Origin of the sequence: Anabaena sp. UHCC 0399 (genome assembly GCF_034931465.1) — a bacterium.
GTDB lineage: Bacteria > Cyanobacteriota > Cyanobacteriia > Cyanobacteriales > Nostocaceae > Trichormus > Trichormus minutissimus.
Map to the genome: position 1 here is coordinate 31,593 of NZ_JAYGGZ010000047.1, position 25,473 is coordinate 57,065.

21 protein-coding genes and 2 pseudogenes are annotated in these 25,473 nt (G+C 39.5%); 7 read left to right on the top strand and 16 right to left on the bottom strand.

The features are described from left to right. Nucleotides 1–40 precede the first annotated feature (40 nt). The 5 genes from VB693_RS22105 to VB693_RS22125 all read right to left on the bottom strand — a co-directional run bounded on the left by VB693_RS22105 (nt 41) and on the right by VB693_RS22125 (nt 8,889). A complete protein-coding gene (locus VB693_RS22105; RefSeq protein WP_323268139.1) occupies nt 41–1,822 on the bottom strand; it encodes a sensor histidine kinase in 1,782 nt (593 codons plus the stop codon). A gap of 2 nt (nt 1,823–1,824) precedes the next feature. Further along, nucleotides 1,825–2,850: a phosphate/phosphite/phosphonate ABC transporter substrate-binding protein gene (gene phnD / locus VB693_RS22110; protein ID WP_323268140.1), complete on the bottom strand. Its 1,026-nt coding sequence runs from the start codon at nt 2,848–2,850 to the stop codon at nt 1,825–1,827. 549 nt (nt 2,851–3,399) lie between these two features. Then, nucleotides 3,400–6,102, bottom strand: a complete 2,703-nt coding sequence (locus VB693_RS22115; RefSeq protein ID WP_323268141.1) for a PAS domain S-box protein — start codon at nt 6,100–6,102, stop codon at nt 3,400–3,402. 608 nt (nt 6,103–6,710) lie between these two features. Continuing rightward, a complete protein-coding gene (locus VB693_RS22120) occupies nt 6,711–7,952 on the bottom strand; it encodes a DNA double-strand break repair nuclease NurA (protein ID WP_323268160.1) in 1,242 nt (413 codons plus the stop codon). Between the two features lie 151 nt (nt 7,953–8,103). After that, nucleotides 8,104–8,889, bottom strand: coding sequence for an HAD hydrolase-like protein (locus VB693_RS22125; RefSeq protein ID WP_323268142.1), 786 nt, complete (start codon nt 8,887–8,889; stop codon nt 8,104–8,106). Between the two features lie 279 nt (nt 8,890–9,168). Between VB693_RS22125 and VB693_RS22130 the strand changes: the two genes are divergently transcribed. Further along, entirely contained in the window at nt 9,169–9,690 is a 522-nt protein-coding gene (locus tag VB693_RS22130; protein WP_323268143.1) for a hypothetical protein, read from the top strand. 12 nt (nt 9,691–9,702) lie between these two features. Here VB693_RS22130 and VB693_RS22135 read toward each other — a convergent pair whose 3' ends face one another. The 11 genes and pseudogenes from VB693_RS22135 to VB693_RS22185 form a co-directional block, all read right to left on the bottom strand. Continuing rightward, nucleotides 9,703–10,551, bottom strand: coding sequence for a metal ABC transporter permease (locus tag VB693_RS22135; protein ID WP_190708556.1), 849 nt, complete (start codon nt 10,549–10,551; stop codon nt 9,703–9,705). 136 nt (nt 10,552–10,687) lie between these two features. Further along, on the bottom strand, nt 10,688–11,059 hold the full coding sequence (locus VB693_RS22140) for a hypothetical protein (RefSeq protein WP_323268144.1): 372 nt from the start codon (nt 11,057–11,059) through the stop codon (nt 10,688–10,690). 74 nt (nt 11,060–11,133) lie between these two features. Beyond that, nucleotides 11,134–12,870 (bottom strand): VWA domain-containing protein, encoded by a 1,737-nt coding sequence (locus VB693_RS22145; RefSeq protein WP_323268145.1) that lies wholly within the window; start codon nt 12,868–12,870, stop codon nt 11,134–11,136. A 5-nt stretch (nt 12,871–12,875) separates the two neighbouring features. Beyond that, complete coding sequence (locus tag VB693_RS22150) at nt 12,876–13,529, bottom strand: hypothetical protein (protein ID WP_323268146.1); 654 nt, start codon at nt 13,527–13,529, stop codon at nt 12,876–12,878. Between the two features lie 68 nt (nt 13,530–13,597). Next, nucleotides 13,598–14,305, bottom strand: coding sequence for a response regulator (locus VB693_RS22155; RefSeq protein ID WP_323268147.1), 708 nt, complete (start codon nt 14,303–14,305; stop codon nt 13,598–13,600). A 280-nt stretch (nt 14,306–14,585) separates the two neighbouring features. After that, nucleotides 14,586–15,440 carry a DUF2207 domain-containing protein gene (locus VB693_RS22160; RefSeq protein WP_323268148.1) on the bottom strand — a complete coding sequence of 285 codons (855 nt, stop codon included), beginning with the start codon at nt 15,438–15,440 and terminating at the stop codon, nt 14,586–14,588. Nucleotides 15,441–15,799: 359 nt separating this feature from the next. Beyond that, the gene (locus VB693_RS22165) at nt 15,800–18,439 is read right to left on the bottom strand and encodes an ABC transporter substrate-binding protein (RefSeq protein WP_323268149.1); all 2,640 of its coding nucleotides are present in this window, start codon (nt 18,437–18,439) and stop codon (nt 15,800–15,802) included. Nucleotides 18,440–18,528: 89 nt separating this feature from the next. Beyond that, nucleotides 18,529–19,626: a DUF1822 family protein gene (locus VB693_RS22170; protein ID WP_323268150.1), complete on the bottom strand. Its 1,098-nt coding sequence runs from the start codon at nt 19,624–19,626 to the stop codon at nt 18,529–18,531. A 37-nt stretch (nt 19,627–19,663) separates the two neighbouring features. Then, entirely contained in the window at nt 19,664–20,389 is a 726-nt protein-coding gene (locus VB693_RS22175) for a hypothetical protein (protein ID WP_323268151.1), read from the bottom strand. 111 nt (nt 20,390–20,500) lie between these two features. Then, nucleotides 20,501–20,917, bottom strand: a complete 417-nt coding sequence (locus tag VB693_RS22180) for a nuclear transport factor 2 family protein (protein WP_323268152.1) — start codon at nt 20,915–20,917, stop codon at nt 20,501–20,503. Beyond that, nucleotides 20,895–21,104, bottom strand: a pseudogene (locus VB693_RS22185) (ISAs1 family transposase); the annotation flags it as partial. The gene VB693_RS22180 and the pseudogene VB693_RS22185, both read right to left, overlap by 23 nt. A 190-nt stretch (nt 21,105–21,294) precedes the next feature. Here VB693_RS22185 and VB693_RS22190 point away from each other — a divergent pair. The 6 genes and pseudogenes from VB693_RS22190 to VB693_RS22215 form a co-directional block, all read left to right on the top strand. After that, a pseudogene (locus VB693_RS22190) lies at nt 21,295–21,918 on the top strand (phytoene desaturase family protein); the annotation flags it as partial. Between the two features lie 70 nt (nt 21,919–21,988). Beyond that, nucleotides 21,989–22,546, top strand: a complete 558-nt coding sequence (locus VB693_RS22195; protein ID WP_323268153.1) for a general stress protein — start codon at nt 21,989–21,991, stop codon at nt 22,544–22,546. 100 nt (nt 22,547–22,646) lie between these two features. Next, nucleotides 22,647–23,294, top strand: a complete 648-nt coding sequence (locus VB693_RS22200; RefSeq protein ID WP_323268154.1) for an SDR family oxidoreductase — start codon at nt 22,647–22,649, stop codon at nt 23,292–23,294. A gap of 161 nt (nt 23,295–23,455) precedes the next feature. After that, nucleotides 23,456–24,457, top strand: coding sequence for an SDR family oxidoreductase (locus VB693_RS22205; protein ID WP_323268155.1), 1,002 nt, complete (start codon nt 23,456–23,458; stop codon nt 24,455–24,457). Nucleotides 24,458–24,672: 215 nt separating this feature from the next. Beyond that, nucleotides 24,673–25,152 carry a DUF4383 domain-containing protein gene (locus VB693_RS22210; protein WP_323268156.1) on the top strand — a complete coding sequence of 160 codons (480 nt, stop codon included), beginning with the start codon at nt 24,673–24,675 and terminating at the stop codon, nt 25,150–25,152. A gap of 45 nt (nt 25,153–25,197) precedes the next feature. Beyond that, nucleotides 25,198–25,347: a PsaJ protein gene (locus VB693_RS22215; protein WP_323268157.1), complete on the top strand. Its 150-nt coding sequence runs from the start codon at nt 25,198–25,200 to the stop codon at nt 25,345–25,347. The last annotated feature ends 126 nt before the right edge of the window (nt 25,348–25,473 follow it).

Genomic DNA, 25,473 nt, shown 5'->3' on the forward strand with positions numbered 1-25,473 from the left:
TGAGATTCTTCCTGCGTCAGCATAACAGGATGACTATATCTCAATGGTAGGACACTGGCAATTCGGCAGTGTTACCACTGTAGGCGATTGCTCCCATTGGAACTGTCGAATGTTGAATTTCCTGTTGATGTAAAGGGATTTCAATCCAAAACTCACATCCTTTCCTCAACTCTGATTCACAACGCAATATTCCAGAGTGTTTATCCACAATAATTTGATAACTAATCGATAAACCTAAGCCTGTCCCTTGACCTACAGGTTTAGTTGTGAAAAATGGGTCAAATAACTTTTGTTTAACTTTCTCGGTCATGCCTGGGCCATTATCCTCTATTCTCACAACTACGCGGTCATTTTTCGTGATATGAGTGCTAATTTTAATGTAACTAGGATCAGTTTCAATTTCTTGTGGGGTACGCTCGGCATTGTAACTATTGAGAGCATCAATAGCATTATTGATAATGTTTAAAAATACTTGATTTAACTGTCCTGCATGACACTCTACCAGAGGTAGCTGGCCGTACTGCTTGATAATTTCGATTTTGGGGTTCTCTGGTTTAGCCTTAAACCGATTTTGCAAAATCAACAGTGTACTTTCAATTCCTTCATGAATATTCACTGCTTTCATCTCCGCTTCATCCAGACGGGAGAAATTGCGTAAAGATAAAACTATTTGCTGAATACGCTGAGATCCCATTGTCATCGAACCGAGAATTTTCGGTAGGTCTTCTTGGATAAACTCCAAGTCCATGTGATCAATCTTTGATTTAATTCTTTTACTGGGATGGGGAAACTCTTCTTGATATAAACTGACTAACTCTAGTAGTTCTTGGGTGTAGCTATTAGCATGAGTCACGTTACCGTAAATAAAATTCACTGGGTTATTAATTTCATGCGCTACCCCAGCTACTAACTGACCTAAGCTAGACATTTTTTCAGTTTGAATCAATTGTGCTTGGGTACTTTGCAATTCTTGTAATGCTCTTTGGAGTTCTAACTCTGCTTGTTTGCGTTCAGTAACTTCTAACTCCAAACGTTGGTTCATGTGAGTTAATTCTGTATTTTTGATCAGTGTTTCATGAGACTTAGCTAATTTAATAGCCATGTGGTTAAATGCGGTAGCCAAGTCTTCAATTTCATCACCTGTACGAATATCCAAACGATACTCAAAGTTGCCTGTAGCAATTTCTGATGTTCCCGTCTGTAAGTTCTGCAAAGATTTGATTGTTGGCCGCCAAATCAACATAAATTTGCCAACTAATAGCATCAAAATCACAGCCACTACTACAAAAGAAATTATTCTTTGTACTTGATGAAGATTTTCTAAATCTTTTTCTACTAACAGCCTATGTTCATCAGTACGTTGAATCAGTTGATCAAGAAATAATTTAATATCTCGGCTAAAAGAATTAATAGAGCGAAAATATAGCTGTGAATCTGCCTCATTACCTTGATTAGAACTTTGCTCAACTAATTGAGTTGCTATATTGCGAAGAAACTGATGACGACGACGAATTACAGATATTTCTGGCACATCTGGCATTAAGCGTTCTAACTCATCTAGGGAGTTGATAAACTCCGCATGGGATTGTTCAATTTCTGTATTCTGATTTTGGAATAAAACAAAATCTTTAAGAATAATAATTTCTGACTTCAAGGCGTTGTCTGCTTCTAGAGCCGCTTTGATGGTTTCCGCAGTGTCATAGCTTTTCTCGCGTACAGTCTGTTTAATTTGCTGCACCACTACCGTATTACCAATGAGGATAGCCACTACAAGTCCAACAGATACGGCAGAACTAGTCAGTAGCTTTGTAGAGATTTTCATTTTTACGGGAGAGACATTAAGTTCAATTCTTGGCGGATTTTTTGAATCTGATCATAATCAGAAGCAATGACAAGGGTATATGCATTTAATTCACTACCTTCAACAACACTAATTTCAGTATTAATACTTAGAAAAGCCTGCTTAAGTTGTTGAATTAGCTCAGGGGATAGTTCCTCCGATACTACTATGGGAAAATTGGGTATGGGAGCAGATTCCCAAATAATTTTGGTATTTTTTGTTGTGATTTTAACATTTTTTTGCTGATTCGTATACAAAGCAAGATTGCTAGCAACAGCATCAACCATGCCATTTTCTAGTGCTGTCATACTTTGATTATGATTGCCCAAATAAATGAGTTGAGTAAAATCTCGATAAGGGTTATCAATTCTTTGTTGTTTTAAATCTGCTAAAGCTGTAAGATACCCGAAAGTAGAGGTTTGATCAACAAAAGCAATACTTTTGCCTTTCAGGTCTTCTAATGTTTTAATGTTGCTATCGGCTTTAACAATAATACACAATCGATACCAAGGTTGACCTGTATTGGTGTCAATAGGAGCTACCAAAGGTTGAATTTTTGCACCTTTTTCTACAGCTTCAAGATAGGTAACAGATCCCAAGTAGGCCATATCTATTTCATTTTGAACTAGCCACTGTAAAACTTCCTTATTATCCTGAGCAATTTGGAAATCAACTTTTCGCCCTAGATATTTTTCTAAATAATCACCTAGGGGTTTAAGTGCTAGTTTTTGGTCTGTCTGATTTTGGGTAGGCATTAACCCAATTTTGAGATTGGGTTGATTTTCTGTGGTATTGGTAGGGGTTTCATATGCTGTACCTTGTCTTTCTCTTGTGCGTCTAGATACCTTCATTGGTGATGGTGATGAGGTTTGATTAAGAGTCTGCTGACTATATTGGGATGAATTTTCAGTACAGCCCATACTCAGTAGTGATGCGATCGCACCTACAATTAAAATCTTGCCACTCAGCACAGATCGTTTGTGAACAAGCCACTGCAAGGCTTTTGTCATAGAATTTAGACTCTGGTGATGAATAGTTTCCGCCAATACTAGGATTTGATTTTTTACCTAAAATCAGCTGAATAAATTTTTCTCCTAGGAAATATCAGGTTAATAGTCGCAAGTTTATACCGGATTAGCAATGACATCAACATTGATCCCAATTCTTTATCGAAAAAATGGGTTTAAAAACCCAGTGACCCAGTGACAGTGAAGAGGAAGGGAAGGGAAGGAGAGTTGTTCTTGTAGATTTTGCTAGCACTTCGCCACCTGGTTTGATATCTTGCACCATTCTCACTAAGTGTAGGGTAGGCAATACCCACAATGTAAAAATCGAGTTTCATGACTATAGAAGTATTGCCCACCCTACAAAAAGTAGTATTAAATAACTGATGCAAGATGTCAGTTTACGCAAAATAACACTTTGGTCAATTTATGAATTGTTTGTATACGCTTAAGCAAAGACAAAAGAATACTATTGCTTGCGGAAGTTAGATACTTACAAAAAGCCGTCCTTAAAGGGCGGCTTTTTGTAAAATAGGATTTGTGGAAGGGTAATTTTTATCTCACTGGAATTTTAAGCAAAAATTCTGTTCCCTTACCTGGTTCTGAAAAACACTGTAATGTTCCCCCATGTTTTTCGACAATAATTTGATAACTAATTGATAATCCCAATCCTGTGCCTTTACCCACAGGCTTAGTCGTAAAAAATGGATCAAATAAACGACTTCTGACTTCATCGGTCATTCCAGAGCCATTATCTGCAAAACTAATAGAAATAAAATTGTTATCTAGAATTTCAGTCCGAATCTGAATTTGTGGTTGAGATAATCGTTCATGATGACTGACTATTGAATCTTCCAAGGCATCAATTGCATTAGTTAAAATGTTCATAAATACTTGGTTTAGTTGCCCAGGATAACAATCAATCAATGGCAAATTTCCATATTCTTTAACAATGGAGATATTCAAACCGATACCACTATTTTTCCAACGGTGATGCAAAATTAGTAATGTATTATCAATGCCTTCGTGAATGTCAACTAACTTTTTCTCAGCTTCGTCAAGACGAGAAAAATTTCGTAAACTTAGCACGATCTCACGGATACGATTAGTACCCATATTCATGGAATTAAGAAGTTTGGATAAATCATTAGCAAGAAAATCTAAATCAACTTCTTCAGTGAGTTCTTGAATTTCTGCTTTGGGATTGGGGTAATGTTCGCGGTAAAGATTTACTAGCTTTATCAAGTCTTCAAAATATTCATTAGCATAGGTTAAGTTACCATGAATAAAATTCACTGGGTTATTTATTTCATGAGCGACCCCAGCTACTAATTGTCCCAGACTGGACATTTTTTCGTGTTGAATCAGTTGAGATTGAGTTTGCTGCAACTGATATAAAGTTGTGGTGAGTTGTTCTGCTTGGGTTTGGGCTGCCAAGGTAGCGGCACGACTTTGATTGTACAATTGGGCATGGTCAATGGCGATCGCTAGTTGATCTGTTACAGCTTGCAAGAGTCCAATTTCGCTTTGACTCCAAACTCTTTCGCCACTACAATGACTGCAAACAATTGCTCCCATTTCCCCAGAATTACTTTTAACAGGTAGTAGTAATTGAGAGGTAATCCCAAACTCACTTAAGAGTGCTTGTGTATTCTGATCAATATTACTATGATTGTAAATATCGTTAATACAAATTATCTCTTGATTGAGAAAAACTTGTTTGATAAAATCATTATTCTGTAGAGGCATATTACCTAACATTGTAGGCAATTGGTAATTGCGAGATTCATGAGTAATTGTGAAGCTAGATTGAGAAGGGTTAGATAAATACTCAAGAAAATAGCAGCGATCAACTTGTAATAAGCTGCGGATTTCATTAACAGCAGTTTCGAGAATAGTATCTATATCTAAGGAATTACGGATTTGGCTGGCTAGACTCAATAATAAGGCTTCTCTACGACTGAGAAGTTCTTCTCTTGCCCAAATGCGATCAATAGCAACAGCAATATTATTAGCAATCCAATTTAAAAGATTATGGGTTGCTTCTGTAAATAATTGCTGGTTAAACAATGCGATGACACCAATTAACTGTTGTTCTATAATTAATGGATAAGCAGAAAACTGCAATCCTAAAAATGCTTGATTGATAACTTTATCTTGATTATTAATTTTGAATTGCTCGTTAATAATAGGCTGATAATTATGAGCCATAACACCAATGATTTTATTAGCTAAAACCATGTGATTGGGAAAGTCCTGGTTATGTTGTAAAACATTACAGCTAGAATTTTGACACTGTACACCAGCTTGTAATTCTAGTTGTTGAGTTTGTCGCTCAAAAGTCCAAATGCACGCAAAGGTGACATCAAGATATTGTGAGATAGTATCTGTGCAGTGTTGTAAAACTTCTGGCAGTGTACCACTCTGAGATAAGGCTAAACTCACATCAGCACTTAAGAGTGATAAACGCGATCGCTCTAATAAAGCTAACTCTGAAAGCTTCCGTTGGGTAATATCTGTCCGAATTGATACATATTGATATGGTTTATTATCATCATTTAATAAGGGTGCTATTAAAGTATCTACCCAATAAAATGTGCCATCTTTGGCTTTATTTTTAATTTCTCCCTTCCAAATTTTCCCCTGAGAAATAGTTCGCCACAAATTGGGAAAAAATTCTTTGGGGTGATAAGCAGAATTAATGATGCGATGATCTTGTCCCAACAACTCTTCTCTAGAGTATTTAGAGACTTCGCAAAATTGGTCATTTGCATAAGTTATTCGCCCTTGAATATCTGTAATAGCTACTAAGGAATGGGCATTTAATGCAAATTTAAATGCTTCTAATTCTTTAATATTTTGTTGTATTAATGTTTCTCTTTCTTTTTGACTTGTCACATTACGGGCTACAGCATAAATTACTTTTTCTGCAATATCTATATTTCCGTTCCATGACAACCATTTATAAGAACCATCTCGACATAAATAACGATTGTCAAAACCAATTACATCTGCTTGACATTTAACAAGCTTTTGTGTATTAAAATTTGTAATTTCACGGTCTTCAGGATGAACAAATTCTATAAAAGGTTTTGCTTGAAGTTCCTCCTGCGACCAACCTAATGTTTTTGTCCAGGCTGGATTGAGAAATTTAAAATATCCATCAAAACTAGCAATACAGAATAAATCAATAGCTGATTCAAAGAAGAGAGATTGCTTTTTAGCTATTTGTTGAGATTGACACTTGGTTGGTTTCATAATGCTTAAGCTCTGAAATTATTTTTTAACACTTTGTCATGTCAACGAATTTTAGATTTTGGTTCACCTATAAGGGCTGTTAGCGTAGTAGGACGATAGCCCAACATGAGACAAAAAAATCTAAAATCGGCTTTCTTTCAATCTAAAAATGGCATCGATAAAAATCGCCAAATCGATGTATTTATATTATGAAAAAGAATATAAATACATCGAATTAGCTATTTATTAGACTGTTGGGATTTCATAAACTCAAGTTTATATTAAATATATACTTCCCTAAAAAGCCATGAAATGCTACTTAATAACTCTAATTCAAAAATAAGAAGTATTACGAAAAAGCTAGAAAAATATTTAATTGAAAAGTAATCACTCAAAAAATATAAAAAAAAGCAAAATACAGGTATTTCTACAAGGAAAATATGAGTAATTGAATTCACTATCAAGTGAAAGTTTGTTTTTTCAGAAAAATTACTGGATATGAATAAAACTGCTTAAATTAAGTAATACTTAGCTGTAAAAATGGAGTAGGAAGCAGGGTATATCTATTTTTTGTGTTTGGTTTTGGGGGTTTCTCGTAAGTAACAAATTTACAAAAATGAGTTGAAGTTTTAAGCAATACTGCCTCGTTTTCGGGCTTCCTTGTAAGAAGTACCGACATTTCTCAAACCAGCTTTAATCATTTGTTTCTCTAATAAGGCAAAGAAACGGGTTCTATCTCCGCCTCTGACTACAGCCTGATTATGGGCTTCCGCGATCGCCACAGGATAGCCACAGCCTTTCTGTACCTGTGCCAGCATCAACCCCAAAGCTTGGTCAAACATGGCTGTATTCTCAGCTACCCATGCGGGTACTTCTATCCGCGCAATTTCTGTCCCGACGTGAACGTGGCAAAAATAGATAGTTTGGTCTGCGTAAAGTTCCAGGATGCGGTTATTGCTGCGCCAGAGAGGCCCTCGTTGTCCAGGTGTGAGTTGAGTAGTCCACAATGCCGTATCGCGCAACGGTTCAAACACCTTGCAAGGGACTTTTTCTAGTTGATTTGGGCAATAACTGACACAATCTGGTGCAGGATGCGGACAAGCCAACAACCGTAAAAAATTCACCCCCTCCACATTACGAGAAGCACTAAGATAACCCATCAAAGGAATTTGAGCCGCACGCATTTGACTCCAAGCTTCGAGGATGGGGGGTAAAATGCGATCGCGTGCATCTATAGGTAATTGTTCCAAAAACCAGTAAATTAAAGAACCATCCACCATCGCTAAAGCAGGGATTTTTGTGGCAAAGAGAGAATTATTACCTTCCCTTGTCCCCTTGTCCTCAGTCTCCAGGGGTGCTTCAATTTTGAATTGACTTATCGCCAACTCAGCTAACACCGTCGCTTCGCTAGAAGTGCGGCGGTAACTCATCCACTCCTCAGTTTTAATTCCCCACTGGCGGGACATATATAAATCTTCAGGGCGGTAAAATACCTCTGGCAAACTATCCATAATCGGATAGCGATTTTGTCCGTAGTGTAGGACTACCCTACCAATATTCAAGAGATAACAGTAAGCAATTTCGTGATGGTTGGGGGCAATTTGCGAACCATCGGTAGCAATAACAGTGTGTACCTTGGGGGGAACAGGGATATCGATGCGAGTATTTAGCGGCTCAAGGGGTGTAGCATTAGCAAAGAGAATGCGATCGCGCCATTTTTTCTGACGTTCCATCACCTCTTGTTGACACTCGTAAGCTTTTTTGAGGTGCTGTTGCGCCAACTCTAAACGCTGGCGACTAGCCACAGCTTCTTGGCTAAGATGCTGACTTAAACCCTGCATTTGTCGCGCTAATTTTGTTAAATCAAGCATAGAGTGAGTAGTGAGTGCTGAGTAATGAGTAGTGAGTGCTGAGTAATGAGTGCTGAGTGCTGAGTAGGTAGGCATTGTATTTTTCTCCCCCTGCTTCCCCTGCTTCCCCTGCTTTCTTTTCCCCTGTCACCTGTCCCCTGTCCCCTAATTATCACAGCCACCCAGAAAAATCTTTAGCAAATTGAGACAGGGATAATAATTGAATTCGCGAATTGTCTTGGGCAGCTTTTCTTTCTGGTTGCGTATTATAACCCCAATCTCCTAAGAAAAGCTTGACATCCTTCAGGTCTGTTTGCTGTTGGACTAACTCCAATGTCTTGAGTCTGTCTTCTATAAACCACAAATTACCGGACTGAATATCTGCACCTGTAATCAATTCGCGCAGGGTTTCGTATTTGGGACGCTTAACTTCTTTGCCGAAAATTGCTGTTGGCGGTAAGTTAACCCCTTCTCGTTGCAATAACTGCTGTACAAATCGTCCTTCTTTGGTGGTGACAATATATAGCTTGACTTCGCTATCAATAGTCACTTTCAGTTTTTCTACTACACCTGGATAAAATTTATGCAGACTCAGCCAACCATCTAAATCTGTAGCAATCCATTCATCTCGTAGACTATCTAGTTTGATCGCAATTTCTTTTGACTGTAGCTTGTCAGTTGACAAAATATGTGGGGTAATATTTCCCCATTCTTGAAGAATCTTGTCTTCTGGAATGTCATCTATTAAAGCTTTAATTAACACTGGCATTTCCCAACCTGTTTCAATCACAGGTCGGAGGCGATAGAATCTTAAAGCTAAATCATCTGGTGGTGTATCGTTAGCAGGCGACCAAATTTGGCAGTAAGCACGCCATGCTACCTCAAAATATTCAATTAGTCCATCGCAAATCACACCATCAAAGTCTAAAGCTAAAATTGTCGGACTACTTGCTGTCATGGTTTCGAGGGTTAAAACTGCTTTTGTCAGCTTAACTGATGCAGTCGATATTTTTTGTATAAAAATATCTTAATATCTCAATATCTTAATAAGACTGACGCATTTGCAACGAAAATAAAAGCTTTGTGTTACTTCTCTAAGGTCGCAATGGTGAAAATACGTTATTACTACATAAGTCCTGTTTAATTATCCTCATGTCTGTGATTGAATAATCGTATTGCCATAGATATTTAGATAAATTATAGTAGAATTTAAAAATTTTAATTTGTCAAGAATAATATGCGATCGCTAGAAGAACCAAAGTTACTCTCTGCTTTCATTCAACATGACGGACAGTTACAAGGAGCGTTACTGATTAAAAAATCTAGTGGAATTATTTCTACAGATAGTGAAGGTAAAATAACTTCTTGGGGAAATCTGAGTTCGAGAAAATGGTTCTGGCATCAGAATATTTTCGGAAATATAACCACTAATGGAAATCTTTACCCTCTAAAAAAAGATACTTATGATGATTGGGTTTTGATTAACAAGCAGCCCTCTTTATTACAAGATTTTCTCGGTGATAATCAAGTAAATTTCATTTCCGAGGAGCAGTATAATCAACTTCGGAACGATTATGAGCATCGCTGGACTTGTTTTTACTGGTTAACCCGTCCTGGATTTTCTCAGTATTTTTCCCAAGCTATAATTCAACTGGCTTTTTATTGTCCAAGTGCGTGTCATTATGCCAGTATCTTTCATCTCCAAAAAATTAGTAACAGATGGGAAGTTAACTCATCTTATGGCTTATACAATCAATAATTATAGAAAAAATCATCCTTTTTGGTTACTAGTAGGAATTAAAACGCCATGTTTGGGACTAAATAATAAAGCTAACAGAAATAATCCTGACACTACTAAGACAATTGCTGGGCCAGAGGGCAAATTATAAAAGTAGCTGAGATACATACCGCTAATACTAGAAATCACACCAATGACTGCACCTAAAAACATGACTTGGTGTAAACGTTTAACTAAAAGATAGGCAGTTGCGCCTGGTGTAATTAATAGTGATAAAACTAAAATTACACCTACAGCTTTCATGCTAGCGACAATAGTTAAGGAAATCAATAGCATCAAGCCAAAGTTAAGCCGATTGACTGGTAAACCTGCGGCTTGCGCTCCCAAGGGATCAAAGGTGTAAAATAGTAATTCTTTATATAACAGAACAATTACTATTAAAACAATGGCGGCAATGATGGCTGTGTCCCGTACTTCATCTACAGTTACACCCAGAATATTGCCGAACAGAAAATGATTGAGGTCGATTTTATTATCTTTTTGAATAATAGTAATTAAGGTAATGCCCAGGGCGAAAAATGCAGAGAAAACTATGCCCATTGCGGCATCTTCTTTAATGGGCGATCGCGTCCTAATCCAAGTTATGGCTACCGTACTAAAAACCCCAGCAATAAACGCGCCAATAAAAATATTTGCTCCCAACATAAAAGCGATCGCCAATCCTGGTAAAACTGAGTGGCTAATAGCATCGCCCAACAGTGCTAGTCTTTGCACCATCAAGTAACTACCCACAACCGCACACAACAAACCCACCAAAATCGCAATGACTAGCGATCGCTGCATAAATCCATACTGCAATGGCTCAATTAAAGCTTCTAACATAGACTAGTGTCACCTTTTCACCTCTTTTCAATAGTAGCTTTATTTGCACTAGCGAGAAACAGGGGACAGGTGACAGGTGACAGGTGACAGGGGACAGGGGACAGGGGACAGGGGACAGGGGACAGGGGACAGGGGATTATTGCGGACACTGTAACAGTTGTGCTTGGGGATAGTTTTTTCGTAGTTGCATTTGCCTTGGTGACTGTGCTTGTCCGTAGGTTGGTGACTGTTGTAATACTTCAGGCTTGGGTGGAATTGACAATCTATCTTCTCCTAAACTGCTGAACAAAATGACAGATTGCAATCGCAACCGGCGTTGTTGATGTTGCTGATAGAGTGTGGTATAAGTTTGAACAACCTGCTGCCATTCTGTCGCCGGACAATAGCTGCGATCAATCAGTAGTGTAATAGAAGGAATTGCAAACAACCAACTGATTAGCAATCCAGTGAGCAAAAAAACTAACCAACTGAGTCCTAAAGTTTTAAGTAATTGCGTGTTAAGATTCATTTTTTTAATGATGAGAAAATCTCTTCCCCAAAAGTTAATTAATTTTGACTTTTGACTTGATTTGTCCCCAATCCCTAGAGATTAGTCTGAAACAAGTCTTTGAGCAGAACTTGGACTTTTTCGGGTGTACCTTGGTAAACGCTGCCTTCTCGAATTGCGGCGATCGCTTCTAATTCCTCTTGATTGACTTCACCGTAGGCGATGGGATAAACTCTCACTCCACTGTGTTTAATCACATCCTGAATTTGCGTAAACTCAGTTCCCGTGGTGCTTTCGCCATCAGTCAGCAGTAAGGCGTAGAATCGCCCGTTGGGATCGGTTTTGCGTTTTTCCATCAAATCTGCTAAACCAACGGCTAGTCCGTCATAGAGGGCTGTATTACCATCAGGTTGTAGTTGGTCTATAGCTGCAAATAATCGTTTTTGTTCTAATTCGTTGAAAGGAGCAAGCGCAATTCGGCGAACGGGGCGATCGCTAAATGTAATTAACCCAATCTGATTACCCCGGTTGATTTGTTTGCTAGCAAATCGTAAGGCTTCCTGAACTGCTTTGAGGCGGTTGTTTTTTTCCATCGAACCGCTTGTATCTACAATCAGTTCCATATATACAGTCCGTCCGCCATCCTTGCGTTGTTTCCAGAATGACTGGACTGCTTTCAACACTTCCCCTGATGGTATGGGTGGAAATTTACTGCGCTTGAGATATTCTGTTTGTTCATATCCCTGTTGTTTTGCTAATTCTTGCATGGGTGCAGAGGTGGCGAAGGTAGCAAATCGCTTCAAGGCTGCTTGCTCAGATGCACTATTCCAATCAAATCCTACTAATGGGGAATTTTCAGGATTACCGAAGGGAATGTAAGCCAGTTTGGCAAATTCCGGCTGTTTCTTCAAGTTGACATAGCTTTGGTAAGCCATGACGATCGCTTGAAACTGTTGGGAATCACGCAGCCAAATTTGCTTTAAGTCTAAGTATGTAGGTGTTGTCAGGCTGATTTGTTTTTGGAAACTGCTAAAAGCTGAAGTCACTTGAGGCTCATCTAGTTCAGCGATAGTCAATGGTTTACCATCTTGAGCATGACCGGCTGAACGCCATAGTAAGGTGTGCAGAAAATTTAAGGCTGATGAGGCAATATAAGGATTGGAATAACCAACTTGAATTTTACCTGAGAGAATAGCATCCATCAGTCGATCAAATGTCACCTCTCCACCTTTAGCTAGTTCTTTATAGGCTTGGGGTTGAATAGCAAAAATGGCTTGGTTGGGGGCTAAAGCAGGTGCGATCGCTTGTAGGGATAATCCTTCTGCTTTGAGTAGTTCCAACCACATAGCAGTTGCTGGGGTGTAGCCTGCGGGTTTCCCTTTTCTGGCTGCGAGAATCTGTGCGCCTAATCCAGAGGGAATATTCCGAATCCCCACTTGAATCACTTGTCCAGATGGGAGTTTTTGACGTTGTTGATTAAATTTTTCGGCGACATCAACTAACCAACGTTCATCGTCTCGTTCTCCATTGGCTTTTTCTGCTGAACTATAAATTTCCACATACACAATATTTGAATTGTTGCTAGGCTTTGCACCATACAGAGGAAAGGTGTTGGGATCAGGTACAGAATCAGCCACCGGAGGAATCACGACAGTATAGGAAGTGGTGTCAGATACAAGTTGTGAATCTACTTGAATGTTTGGTAAAAGCTGTTCGCGCAGATAGCGATCGCTACTTTCAAAGGAATCAATGTCTATGGGTATTGTACAAGCGCACAACAAGCTGAGGCATAGTCCAATTACTAGCCCAAATTGAAACCGTAATTTTTTCATCTGATTTAGTCTCCTAAAATTCCTCTCGTGTTTTCAACAATCAGTGTTTGCAGTCGTGTTGAGATCACACCAGAATTAGTGAGTGTAGGTTGTCCCAAATTGTCCAGTGCTATTTGGTCGTGCAATTCCTGAAGTTGATCCTGGGTGTGCTGAAGTCGGGTCAGACTGCTTTGCAATTGTTGTTTTGCCAATTCTCGATAGTGTGATGTTTGTACCTTTTCAGTTACTTGCAAAGCCTTTATCAGTCGGTCAAGCAAATCTAAAACGGTGTGCAAGGTTTCTAGCAAGTCTGGAGTAAAAGTTGATTCCTGTTGAGAAATTTGGATAGTAATCTGCTGAATCGTTAAAGTCTGTTGTCGAACTGATCGCCACAGAGATTGACAAGCATGAGGAATCTGGTTATCCAAGTAATTGATATGACCAAGAAATACATCTAATTGCAGCAAATCTGCTGAATTTGCCAAAGTGCGGCTTTTTTGCCGTTGGAGTTGCATATACCAAGATGCGATCGCCAAAACAACTATCACTGCACCGCTAAATATCACAATCAAACGCATTCCTAGCCAAAAAATAAAGCCCAGATAACTGATTAATAGCCCAGTTATTAATAATTTAGTTTGAGACAGTTGGAAAATTTTACGCCGAGATGGATTTATCATGAATAGATTACCTCGTGCATGATTTGAGAAAATAAGTTTGTAGTAAGGACTTTAGTTCTTAGTATGAACTAATCAATTAAGCCTGCTTCTCTGGCGCGAATTTTAGTCATAATTCTGATATTTTTTCCTTGAGTTCTTAATTCATCACAATCAATACCTAAAGCCTCTTGCAATGTATCCCAGTGGTTGCGTACCGTGCGTTCAGATACACAAATATGTGCAGCGATCGCTTTATCTTGCAATCCTTCATTAAAGGCTAGGCTGAGTAACTTTAATATCTCTGGTTTAACGTTTAATTCCTCATATATATTTGGATATATATGAATGTCTGTAATTTCTTTGATACAGGTAAATCCCCTTAATGCCCCATCTATTCTGGAGAGCATTTCTTGGTTAGTAATATTCTTATCAGCAATAACAAAGCCCCCTTTATGGATATCAATTGCAGGTTTAATTTGCACTAGTCTTTTCACATAAGGGCTTTGGACAAGAATATTCACTTTAGGATATTTGTGCATTATCTGCTGCAAGAGTTCAAGACCTATACGAGTCTGTGCTATTTTTCCAGGCTGTTCTGGTAAACAAATATCCATAATTATGAGGTTGGTTTGCAAATTAGATATTTTATTTAAAGCATCATTAGCTGTTTGAGCTAGGCTAATTTTCGCATTAGGATAACAATTTTTGAGCAGCTCAGTTGTTCCAGTTAGACAGATATCAGAACCATCAACTAAAACAATTTGCAGGGATGTAGTATTTGCCAAAAATTGGTTCATATTTTTCTACCTGGATTATGAATTGGGACAAAGTTCTTGGTGTGTAGAAACTATGCAAATTCTCTACTTACATTCTGATTTTTCCTGATAGCAGAGGGCATTAATATAAATGTGGGACTTACGCACAAATTACGGAATAAAGAACCACAGAGACGCAGAGAACACAGAGAAATAAGGGTTTAAGAGAGTTTTTGCGTAAGTCCTGAAATGATTAAAGATAGTGATATAGAACGCCTTTTATACAACCAGTAATTCTTAAATACTTAAAGCATTTATTGAGTTAATCACCGCCACCGCCACCACCACCGCCATCACCACCGTCACCACCATACCCCCCAACTTCGTAACTACTACTGCTGTGTTCGTAAGTAACACTAACGCTCTTACGAGAGAATAAGATACGGTAGACAATTAACAAGAGAATTGCCCAAAAAATCCACTTAAACAAACTATCTTCAGATTGTGAACTTTGCCATATAGGGGGTTTTATTTCAGTACCTGTGCGATCAAATGTCACCTGAATTTCTAAATCTTCTCCTGGTTTAATAGCTGTTTCAGCAACAGCTTCAATAGTTTTTGAATTCACTTTGCGGATATTTGTAGATATTCCAAAGCTTTGGAAATCTTTGATACTAGCAGCAAATTTTTCAGGTAATTCTACTCTGACTCTTGCCTGTTTGATAGGGGCTTTACGGTCAGAAAAAATAGCTTTCCAATATACTTGAGCATCGTTATCATTTACGTGTAACCCACCAACAACACGATATTTCAATACGAAAATATCGCTTTCTGGTGCTTTGAGTTGATGCTTCCAACGAATCCAACGTTGATTATTTTCTATACCTGTTTCGCTGGGTAATAATCGACCATTTTCTGTGACTGATACTTCAGTAATTTCGTCTACTTTATCCAGAGGAATATAGCGGGAGCGTTGATTGTTATATTTTCCTGTAAATGTATATTTTTGTGTTTCGGTAATTAACATATCACCGTTAGTTTGCACGGCAATATCAACATTTATAAATTCCCAATAGAAAGGGACTGATTGGGCTTGAACGTGATTAAAAGAAAATGTGAGGCTGAAAATTAGTGTGATACAAAATAAGAATAGTCTTTGCATCAGTTGACGACACATCAGGAATTACTCCATATCTAAAATTCAAAATGCTCTTACCCTTCTGAGGGAATATCGTCAGATAATAGTGAAAATAGTTAAATTTGTTATGCAACTTTACAATTAAATTTATTTTGAGTAAGTAGAAAGACTTGAAAAAACCAAACTATGTTAAGCAATGTAAAAAGACTAGGATTGAGTTCGTAGTATTCGCGTAGCGTCTCGTAGAGAGGACTTTAGTCCTTTTTTGTTCGCGTAGCCTCTGTCTACGACACGCTCCGCGAACGGAGAGAACGCAGAGAGAACTTTAGTTCTCACTACAAACCTTTAATTATTTACCCTGTTTTACTTAAAGTTGTATTTTATTGTGACTTTATCAATTACTTTTTAGGACAAGGAACATCTTTTACGAGATCAAACTTCAACTGTTTATTTACACTAACGATCGCCCGCGTGGTAAATTCTCTGCGATCGCCCCTCGCATTAAAACTAATCTTTAAACCATCAATAATCTTACTAGATGCGGCTGTCTCAGGTCTGATACCTGTCTCAGACAGTTTTTGTCGGATTTCTTGCCGATTCACAGGTGAATTTGATAACTTAATCGCCTGTAAAACTGCTTGAACAGCTTCATCTGCTAGGGCTGTACGTCGATTTAAATCACCACCCCAGTATTCATTGATCTCTTTTTTATAATTTTCTGCACCACACTGATTGTGATGCCAGTCAACTGCGAGGAATAAGCTGTTTACTGTGGTAGTTTTAGCTTTATCAATGACTTCTTGTAGATACAGAGGATTTGCCCCTAAAATTGGTTTTTTACCTTTGTTTAGTTTGATAATATCAATCGTTTTTTTCAATGCTGTACTATCGTCAGTTCCGCCATCTGGCAATATTGCCAGAGCATCTGCATCTCTAACTTCTGGTGGCAGTTTAGTAATATCAAATTTGGGATCTGACAAATCAAATTCAGCAATTATCCGTCCATTAAAGGCTCTAAGAACCTGCTTAAATTGTTCAAATAAATCCTTGCTAAACTCCTCTTGGGAGTTATAAAAAACCACCACTTTTGGCTGAGTTTTTTTAAGATTCTCCACTAAATACTGCACTAAACTATAGGCTTCTACTCGACTTGATGAAACGGTACGGTAAAATACTTTGTTAGGATCATAACAGTCTGGATTTGATTGTAAATGAACTACGGTACTCGTGGGAGAAATCACCACAAGCTCCTTTGGAGAATAAACCTTCAAGGCTGCACAGGTATTGGGAGAGGTGTAATGTCCCACCACAGCTAGAACTTTGGTATTGTTGGAGAGGATTTCGGCAACTCTCCGAGCTTGGGCAGGTTTATTGCTATCGTTAGCAATAATGACTTGTAGGTTCAACCCATCTTTAACTGCTACATCTTGGGCTTGAGCAACTCCAAAGACGATATCTAATCCAAAGTTGAAATTTAATGGTGCAGCAACAGCAATGGTGTAAATTGGCAAATTGGGGTTTTGGGTACGCCGCAGATTTACAAGAGCATTGTTACGATAAATCAGAATTTCTGGATCTTTTAGTGCTGCTAAACTGAAACCCGGAGTAGATTTATTACGCAGATTATCAAAAATCGCTATTGCGTCGCCATATCTACCTTGAGCAAATGCTGTAATACCTTGCTCCTTTAATGAAAGATATGGCTCACTCAGTCGAACTCTGCTATCAGCAATTGGCTGTTTACCAAAGCTAATGAATTTTTCTACATCATCAGCAATTGGCACTGGTTGGATACAAGTTGAGGGAAAAATCTGACAGCGATTGATGGTAATTGGGATAGATACAGCGATGATTCCAGCTAACCCCAGCATGAGCCGAGAACGAGACAGGAAAAATGATGATTTACGGTTTTGGGGAGTTTTATCAGGCCAAACAAACTCCGGTTGATTGGGATTCAAACAAACGGCGGGTAGCCAGGAAGCAGCCGGAAAAGTGCCTTGTACAGATTCTAAGCGATCGCGAGCTTCACGCACTGCCAAACAAAGAGGTTTACCCTGAGAAAATTCCCGCAAAAAGTAGAGCAAGAATTGATAAGCAATCCGATCCGGTACAGGTTCGCGCATGACGATGACAGCCGGCACGTTTAATTTTGCCAAAAAATCGGCAATTTTTAACCCATCACAAGAATTGAAGATTGCTAACTTTAAACCTCTCTTGACGGCTTTTGTTAAGCTTTTATTTAACGCATCTAAGGGTAAAAATTCGCCATCACTAATTTGAATCTGTCCACTTTTACCCTCACTAGAACTATGTCCGGCAAAAAATAAGATATCCCAATTTTGATCAAATAACAGATGAGAAATCTTTTCTTGACTCGGCTCTGATTGCTTAACAATTTGCGCTCCACGTTGTTCTAGAAGTGTTAAAGCGGCGGCATCTTGTTCTAGTTGCAAACCATCCTGAGAACTGCCAAAAATGGCTAAAACTCTGACTGGTGCTTTAAAAGTGGGGACTTGCTCGCGAAACCCGGTGAATAAAGCAAACTCAGCATTGGGAAGATTAGTAAATAAATCCCAGATATGCCAGGGTAGTCTGCGGAGAATTTCATTTTGGTTATCATCTTGTGTAGGACATCTAATAATAATGGGGACAGATTGATCAGTGCTGACTCTGGTATTTGCCCGAATGCGATCGCGCAAACTCCTAAACGCACCATCTTCAAACCATCTTCTACAATAGTTTTCTAACTCTTCCGCTCTTTGTTTCCAGGTTTCCAGATTAGCTACATTCGTTACCTGTGCTGGAACTGCTTGTAGTTGACGACTATTTTCTAATGATGTGTTTTTCCATTCCTGATATAACTGCGGCATTTCTGACGCAGCCGGAATATGAGGTAAATCATCATCTTCTTGAATAGTGCGACCATCTTCTAAAATCTGAAGCTTCACAGAAAAGCCGTCAGCAAAGCTACCGCGACTAATCTCCAGTACAACAGCGACGTTTTCAGGTATTTTAGGTCTAGCAGAGGATGGCAGCATAAACGACCAAGGGGAACATCTGGAAGTAAAGAGTTTATTCTAGATAAGCATGATTGAGCAAAGCTCCGCAATGATCAGCTAATGATCAGTTAAACCATAAAATCCTCAGTAAAGCTGGCATCATGGAGAACGACACGGACACTAAAGCGATCGCCTCTGTCTGCCGTAAACTTGAATTGGATATAATCATCTTGCTGGCGGGATTCCACTTCAAAAAACAGATTCCCGGTTTCATCCAGCCCGATGAGCCTCAACCCTGGGGGTAGGGGAGACATTTTTTCTAGGGGATACACCCGCAGCAGAATTAACATCCTGCCATCTGACTTGGGCAAAATCCCCACTATCAGGACGACAGGATGCCCAATCAGATAAATTCCTAAATCTTTAGCACTAATGACTGGGCAAACTGGATGTTGTGGATTTAGTTCCCACAACAATTCCGCAGATTGCCAGCGAATTTCATCATCTCGAGTGGTTTGGATGAGATTTACCAAAGCTTCCTGGGGATTCAGGTGCAGGGGAACGTTCTGCACTAAATTAGAAGATTGTCGGCGATAGAGTTGTTCAACCTGTTGGCGAAGGGGGTCATCACCTCGTTGCGGCTGTGGGTCACAAAATCGGACGAATGACTCTTTCATCATGTTCAGCAAGTCTTTTGGGGGCTGCCAATCTGATTCAAAGGTGCGTTTGAGCCAATGGCTGAGTTGTACTGTTGGTTCTGGTTGCGGTTCTGAAGTCAAGCACTCCAACAAGACATCAAGGGATTGAAAATAACTGCGTGGTAGTTCCGATACCGAGACAGATTCCACAAATCCTACAATTTGCCCCTCTTGGTAAGGTTCATCAAGTTCAATCATCACGTAGCCAAGACGCTCTGTCCAAACTTCTGGGGGGATATGACATTTGCGATCGCTCTCATGCAAAGCCCGACATTCTAAAAAGCCTTGTAAACTGGGAATATACAAGTCTGCAATGTTTTCTAACTGCTGCTCTAGAGGATTCCAACAATGGCTAGCGGCTAAATCCGTATCAATACCCAACAGTTGCAAACAACGTTGAGTCACCAACACAGCTAAAGTATTACGATAAACTTGTTGCGATCGCGCTTGAGTTGGCTGTTGTTGAGCAAAGTGGTATGCTTGTTGGCGATCGCTCGCGGTAATCAAAATTTTGATTGGTTCAATCATGATTCGTGTCAAAAAAACGTTTGAACTTGTTGGAATATTATTTAGATAACAACTGTTTGAAAATAGGAAAACATCGCAGCTTACAAAATCGCCTCAACGCCAATGCTTCGACTTTGTACTTTTGAGCCAGAACATCCCAAGAAATATCTCCTGAATCGCGCAAAACCTGCAAAATATGAATCAACAAAAACTGACAGTTGACATCAGGATGATTTTGCATTCGACAATTTCTAAACTGCTGCGGATGGTTCTGCACTAAATCTAGCCATTCTTGGATGGTTTCATGCCAACGATCAGGCTCTGGCGCAGGCGGATAAATCCACTCACTATTTTCTTCATTAGCAGGCAGATGTAACCGTCTTTTATTATCCTTCTCTTGGTCGCGAATAACATCTAGAATCCTGAATTTTAGCTTCTGGTTAAACCAAGTAATAAAGCTACCTTTTTCTGGATTATATGCTTGACAAATATCCTTGTTAAACCATTCCCAAGTGCGTGATAAAGCTTCCTCATAGATATCAGGTGATATCTTGCCACCCCCGCACCAAATCAATCTGGAAGACTTCATCATGATCATAATGAACTCCTTGGTTTGACTTGCTAAATTGGGGTCATCAGTTTGACACACTTGCTCAAATAGCCATTGACGCGCCGGAATATCATTAATGATTTCCCGCAGCTTTTGCGGTTGCTGTAAAAGCTTACTCTTTTCAATAGGATTATTTAAAGCAGCTTGCAGCCAGACAATTTTCATATTAGACATAGAGATGATCCAGACCCAATTAGTTTAGGTTTGAATACCATCACAGCACCAACCCTCCTCTGACTCGCCTGAAGGGTTATCGGAGTCGGAGACTAGGGGATTTCTAATTCTTTACAAAACTTTATGGTCGGTACTTAGCGTAACCACACTTCCGGCAATCACTTTCCAGTTGTTTTCAAATAGCTTCCAAACCCTAAGATAGCGAAATTTGCCATTAATTTCTTGCCCTAAATAGTTTCCTAGTATCTCTACCGTGACGGCAACAACAACATTATCTCCGACGACACTTAGCATTTGGTCACTCGATTCAACTGTATGCAGGTTGATGTTTCCCGAATGGTAATTTTTCAGATCCATCGCTTTGGTTGCCGTTTCGCCACTAGGCCCGTTAAACAGAAGCTCATCGTGAAGCAGTTTATTCAAAAGTTCCACGTTATTGGTTTTCATCGCTGAGAGAAGATTTTTCTCGTTAGCGATGACCTGGGCTTTGTGGGTGGCATCCATGCTGTTTGTTGTTTGATTTGACATAATCTCCTCCCCCTTCTTTAATTAACTTAACAATTTCTCGTTGGCAACCTATTGCATCAATAGTAACAATGCACCCTTTCAAGTCTAAAACTTTTAGTAGTTCAGGCATTGCTGTAGTTTCATTTGATTTAGAATCAACTTTTACTTGTCCTAAAACTAATTTTTGAGAAGTTGCCCAAGCACTAACCCTTCGGGTTCGCCAGTCGCTACAACGGGGAAAACTCCTGCAACGCGTCGGCTCACCATATGAATTTCTGCTTTTTCATCTGGTATGAAACCTTAATTTTAAATAGAAAAATTATATAACCCACGAAAGATTTAGATGTCCGTAGTATTTTCTAACATCGGGGAAAATACTTTAATTTTTAAGTGCAGTCATGGAAGCATATGACGTGGTAATTATTGGTGCTGGTCATAATGGCTTGGTATGTGCAGGCTACTTACTGAAAGCAGGTTATAGCGTCTTGTTGCTGGAGGGGCGATCGCTTCCTGGCGGTGGTTGCACAACTGAAGAACTCATGCCACAGGAAGCACCAGGGTTCAAATTCAACCCCTGTGCTATGAATCACCTATTTATTTTCTTAGGGCCAGTCATCCAGGAATTAGAACTACACAAGTGCGGTTTAGAATATCTCGTTTGTGATCCAGTGGCGTTTTGTCCTCATCCTGATGGTAAATATTTTTTAGCTCATAAATCTGTAGAAGCTACTTGTGCAGAAATTGCCCGTTACAGTCAACATGATGCTCAACAATACGCTAAATATATTGACTATTGGGAGCGTTTTGTCACAGCGATCGCTCCTTTTTTTAATGCTCCTCCTAAATCAATTGTTGATATCGCTGGCAATTACAATCTCAGTAATCTACGAGACTTGTTTTCCATAGCGGGCGGGACTGACACCACCTTAGATTTAATTCGCACTGTTCTTAGTAGTCCCATAGATAATATCAACGAGTATTTTACGGAAGAGCCAATATCACAGACTATCAAGGAAGCAGGAAATTCAATTAAAACAACCATTAAGTCTGTATTTAGGGCGAACAATCAATAAAATTGCCGATGAGGGAATCATGGTAAATAAAGACACTATACGTGCATTAGGGGTATTTGCTAACTCTCAAGAATTAGAGTTAGCTATTAATGATTTGAAAGCTGCGGACTTTCCGATGGACAAAGTTTCTGTCATTGCTAAAGATATGGAGCAGGGCGATCGCGTAGGTGAAGCGGAACTAGCTAATCGCATCGGTAATCAAAATGTAGATACGACAGGCGCAGTGGGAGATACACTCACAGCAACTACTTGGGGTAGTGTGTTAGTTGGTTTGAGTAGTTTAGCACTTCCCGGTTTAGGAGCAGTATTAGCAGCTGGTTCTGTAGGTGTAGCGTTAGTTGCTAGTGTCGCCGGGGTAGCTGTGGGAGCAGCAGCAAATCAAAATTTGGTCACAGCATTAACTAATTTGGGTATTCCTGAAGATAGGGCTAGAGTTTATAGCGATCGCCTCCAGCAACGTTACTATTTGCTCATACTAGAGGGTGCAAAAGCAGAAATTCATCGGGCTGAGGCTAGATTGCGCGATCGCGGTATTCAATATTGGGGTGTTTATGATTCTTCACAAGTTGAAGAGTAGGCGTTTTATCACGCAGAGACGCGGAGGCGCGGAGAGTAGCAAGAATTCTATCTGAGTGGTTCATCAATGATTGCACAGCCAGAATATATCGATGGTTTTTATGACTTACACCTATCGCAGTCAAGATGAGGGACAATTGGGGACTTTAGCAATCCCTGCTGATGTTACCGATCAAGCAGTTATGGAGGAGGTTGCAAAACAGGTTGAAGAGACACTTGGCCCAATTAACGGCATTGTAGCTAATGCTGGCATTACCAGAGACAACTTTTTTCCCAAACTCACTACCGCAGACTGGGATGCAGTCATTGAGACTAACTTAAAAGGAGTCTACAACACACTGATGCCCATCATCCCCAAAATGTACGAACGACGTTCCGGTTCTGTGGTTTGTATTAGTTCTATTTCGGGCGAGAGGGGTAATCGTGGTCAAACCAACTATGCAGCATCGAAAGCAGCTCTCATAGGTTTTACTAAATCTCTAGCTCAAGAAGCCGCTAGGTATGAGGTGCGGGTGAATGCTGTAGCACCGGGATTCATGGAAACGGATATGCTTAACCCCATTCCTGACAAAGTGAAACAGCGAATTTTATCGGAAATTCCTCTGTCTCGCTTTGGTAAGCCGGAAGAAGTGGCTTGGTGTGTAGCATTTTTACTTTCCGCGATCGCTAGCAGTTATATTACAGGCTCAGTTTTGCGAGTCAGAAGCAATCAAGCATCTCAATCAAGCACATCTAACTCTAATACCTGATTGCGGTCATGTAGCCTCAGTAGAACGGCCTCAATTATTTACCGACGCATTGAACCAGTTTCTTCCTAGTCATTTGTAACTAGAGATTGGAAAGGAAGAAAAATCTTTTAACCCCAAACGCCCAAAATTTTTGAATTTTGAATTGATTAGGAGCAGCATCTATGCAATTAAAGCCAATTAATCAGCAAATCGTCGCCGTCGTTGGAGCTTCCAGTGGTATCGGACGAGAAACAGCTCTGCAATTTGCTCAACGTGGAGCAAAGGTAGTTGTTGCTGCGCGTGGCGAGTCAAAGTTAAAGTCGCTGGTGGAAGAGATTCGCGGCTTTGGTGGTGAAGCAACCCATATTGTTGCTGATGTGCAAGAATTTGCACAAGTGAAAGCGATCGCAGATCGAGCAGTAGAGGTTTATGGACGACTCGACACTTGGGTACACGTCCCAGCTATTGGTTTATTTGCCACTTTTGACAACACCACACCAGAAGAATTTAAACACGTCATTGATGTCAATTTGATGGGTCAAGTATATGGTGCAATGGCCGCCTTACCTCACCTCAAACGTGAAGGGCGAGGGGCATTAATTCATATATCATCAATGGAAGGTAGGCGATCGCTGCCATATCAAAGTGCTTATTCCTCAGCCAAGCATGGGGTTGAAGGCTTTCTCGAAGCTATGCGGATTGAATTGATACATGAAAAATGGCCTATCAGTGTCACAAGTATCAAACCAGCCGTGATTAACACTCCGTTTTGGAATAACGGCTTGACAAAGTTAGGCGTGAAACCATCGGGAATACCACCTTACTATGACCCTAGAATTGTGGTTGATGCCATACTCTATGCAGCTGAACACCCAATACGTGACCTTTTTGTGGGAGATATAGCTAAATTACTCGATTTAGCCCAGAAAATATCACCTTCATTGGTAGATTCATTGTTATTAGCGATTGGTTTTAATTTACAACGCAGTAATGAACCAAAAGCAGAAGATGCACCCAACAATTTTTATCAACCTGTTCCCGAAGACACCAGAATTGATGGAGATTATCAAAGCCTAGTCATACCCAGCATTACTGATGCCTTGGGTAAATTGCCTCTATTTCAGTGGGGAACAGGAGCTTTATTGATGGTACTGGCTGTACAAGCTTGCAAACAAAATGACTAATTTTGTATGGCTTATTCAAACATTAATCTCAACTTTCAACCCTACCTTTTGATAGAGTTAAAATTTAAAACTCCAGGTTGAATATAAAGTATTATGTCTGTCGGAAAAATTATCAGACAGAGCATTTGTTAGGTTCAGTGTATTAACAATCACAAGATTTTAGCCACCAATTAATATTCAACAAATATTTCATCATCACAGGAGTAAAAAAGAATATGGAAAACATCCAAACAGCAAAAATGGTAGAGCGTTACTGTGCTTTAGCCATTGGTATTCTCTTTTTATTATTAGGTTTGGCAGGATTTACACCTGCTCTAGTCTCTTTACCAGGAACTAGCCAATCTTTTATCTCATTAGATGAGTCTCCTAACACCTACGCTGCGGGGTTTGGTTACATATTTGGGTTATTTCCTACCAATTTTTTACATAATTTAGTGCGTTGCGCTGTTGGACTACTAGGAATTGCATCTTATACAAGTGCTACCAGTGCGCGTTTATTTAATCGTGTCTTTGCAGTAGCTTATCTTGTATTAGCCATTATGGGATTATTGCCTTTTGCTAAGACATTTTTTGGCTTCATGCCACTCTTTGGTAATAATGTTTTGGTCAATGCTCTGTCTGCGATCGCTGCTGCTTATTATGGCATTGTCATGCCGTCTAAAGTAATGGGCGTTAATGTCTCACAAAATCTTTGATTTATCAGAATTCGTGGCAAATATCAAATAGGGTGTAAGTGTTTTATGAGAACAAAAAACCAACAACAAGCCTATTTCCTGCGGTATCTTTCTCTAGTACCAGTTCTTGCTGTTTTGGCAACATCAATTGCCTTTTCTACTTGGGCAATTTTCAATTATTTTTTCCCTGACCTTCTTTTCCATCCTATGCCCTAAGCTATAGCTAATTCAGCCATAGGTTCAAGCCTATGGCTAATTATCCTCTTTGGGCGATACGTTGTTGGAAGACCACGACTAGAAGTAAAAAAGCACCACGAAGTACGAGCTGCCACCAAGGAGTAA

What these genes read in the sequence shown, in the direction of transcription:
- VB693_RS22105 (WP_323268139.1), bottom strand. Translation starts at nt 1,822, where the DNA reads ATGAAAATCTCTACAAAGCTACTGACTAGTTCTGCCGTATCTGTTGGA.
- phnD (WP_323268140.1), bottom strand. Translation starts at nt 2,850, where the DNA reads ATGACAAAAGCCTTGCAGTGGCTTGTTCACAAACGATCTGTGCTGAGT.
- VB693_RS22115 (WP_323268141.1), bottom strand. Translation starts at nt 6,102, where the DNA reads ATGAAACCAACCAAGTGTCAATCTCAACAAATAGCTAAAAAGCAATCT.
- VB693_RS22120 (WP_323268160.1), bottom strand. Translation starts at nt 7,952, where the DNA reads ATGCTTGATTTAACAAAATTAGCGCGACAAATGCAGGGTTTAAGTCAG.
- VB693_RS22125 (WP_323268142.1), bottom strand. Translation starts at nt 8,889, where the DNA reads ATGACAGCAAGTAGTCCGACAATTTTAGCTTTAGACTTTGATGGTGTG.
- VB693_RS22130 (WP_323268143.1), top strand. Translation starts at nt 9,169, where the DNA reads ATGCGATCGCTAGAAGAACCAAAGTTACTCTCTGCTTTCATTCAACAT.
- VB693_RS22135 (WP_190708556.1), bottom strand. Translation starts at nt 10,551, where the DNA reads ATGTTAGAAGCTTTAATTGAGCCATTGCAGTATGGATTTATGCAGCGA.
- VB693_RS22140 (WP_323268144.1), bottom strand. Translation starts at nt 11,059, where the DNA reads ATGAATCTTAACACGCAATTACTTAAAACTTTAGGACTCAGTTGGTTA.
- VB693_RS22145 (WP_323268145.1), bottom strand. Translation starts at nt 12,870, where the DNA reads ATGAAAAAATTACGGTTTCAATTTGGGCTAGTAATTGGACTATGCCTC.
- VB693_RS22150 (WP_323268146.1), bottom strand. Translation starts at nt 13,529, where the DNA reads ATGATAAATCCATCTCGGCGTAAAATTTTCCAACTGTCTCAAACTAAA.
- VB693_RS22155 (WP_323268147.1), bottom strand. Translation starts at nt 14,305, where the DNA reads ATGAACCAATTTTTGGCAAATACTACATCCCTGCAAATTGTTTTAGTT.
- VB693_RS22160 (WP_323268148.1), bottom strand. Translation starts at nt 15,440, where the DNA reads ATGTGTCGTCAACTGATGCAAAGACTATTCTTATTTTGTATCACACTA.
- VB693_RS22165 (WP_323268149.1), bottom strand. Translation starts at nt 18,439, where the DNA reads ATGCTGCCATCCTCTGCTAGACCTAAAATACCTGAAAACGTCGCTGTT.
- VB693_RS22170 (WP_323268150.1), bottom strand. Translation starts at nt 19,626, where the DNA reads ATGATTGAACCAATCAAAATTTTGATTACCGCGAGCGATCGCCAACAA.
- VB693_RS22175 (WP_323268151.1), bottom strand. Translation starts at nt 20,389, where the DNA reads ATGTCTAATATGAAAATTGTCTGGCTGCAAGCTGCTTTAAATAATCCT.
- VB693_RS22180 (WP_323268152.1), bottom strand. Translation starts at nt 20,917, where the DNA reads ATGTCAAATCAAACAACAAACAGCATGGATGCCACCCACAAAGCCCAG.
- VB693_RS22195 (WP_323268153.1), top strand. Translation starts at nt 21,989, where the DNA reads ATGGTAAATAAAGACACTATACGTGCATTAGGGGTATTTGCTAACTCT.
- VB693_RS22200 (WP_323268154.1), top strand. Translation starts at nt 22,647, where the DNA reads ATGACTTACACCTATCGCAGTCAAGATGAGGGACAATTGGGGACTTTA.
- VB693_RS22205 (WP_323268155.1), top strand. Translation starts at nt 23,456, where the DNA reads ATGCAATTAAAGCCAATTAATCAGCAAATCGTCGCCGTCGTTGGAGCT.
- VB693_RS22210 (WP_323268156.1), top strand. Translation starts at nt 24,673, where the DNA reads ATGGAAAACATCCAAACAGCAAAAATGGTAGAGCGTTACTGTGCTTTA.
- VB693_RS22215 (WP_323268157.1), top strand. Translation starts at nt 25,198, where the DNA reads ATGAGAACAAAAAACCAACAACAAGCCTATTTCCTGCGGTATCTTTCT.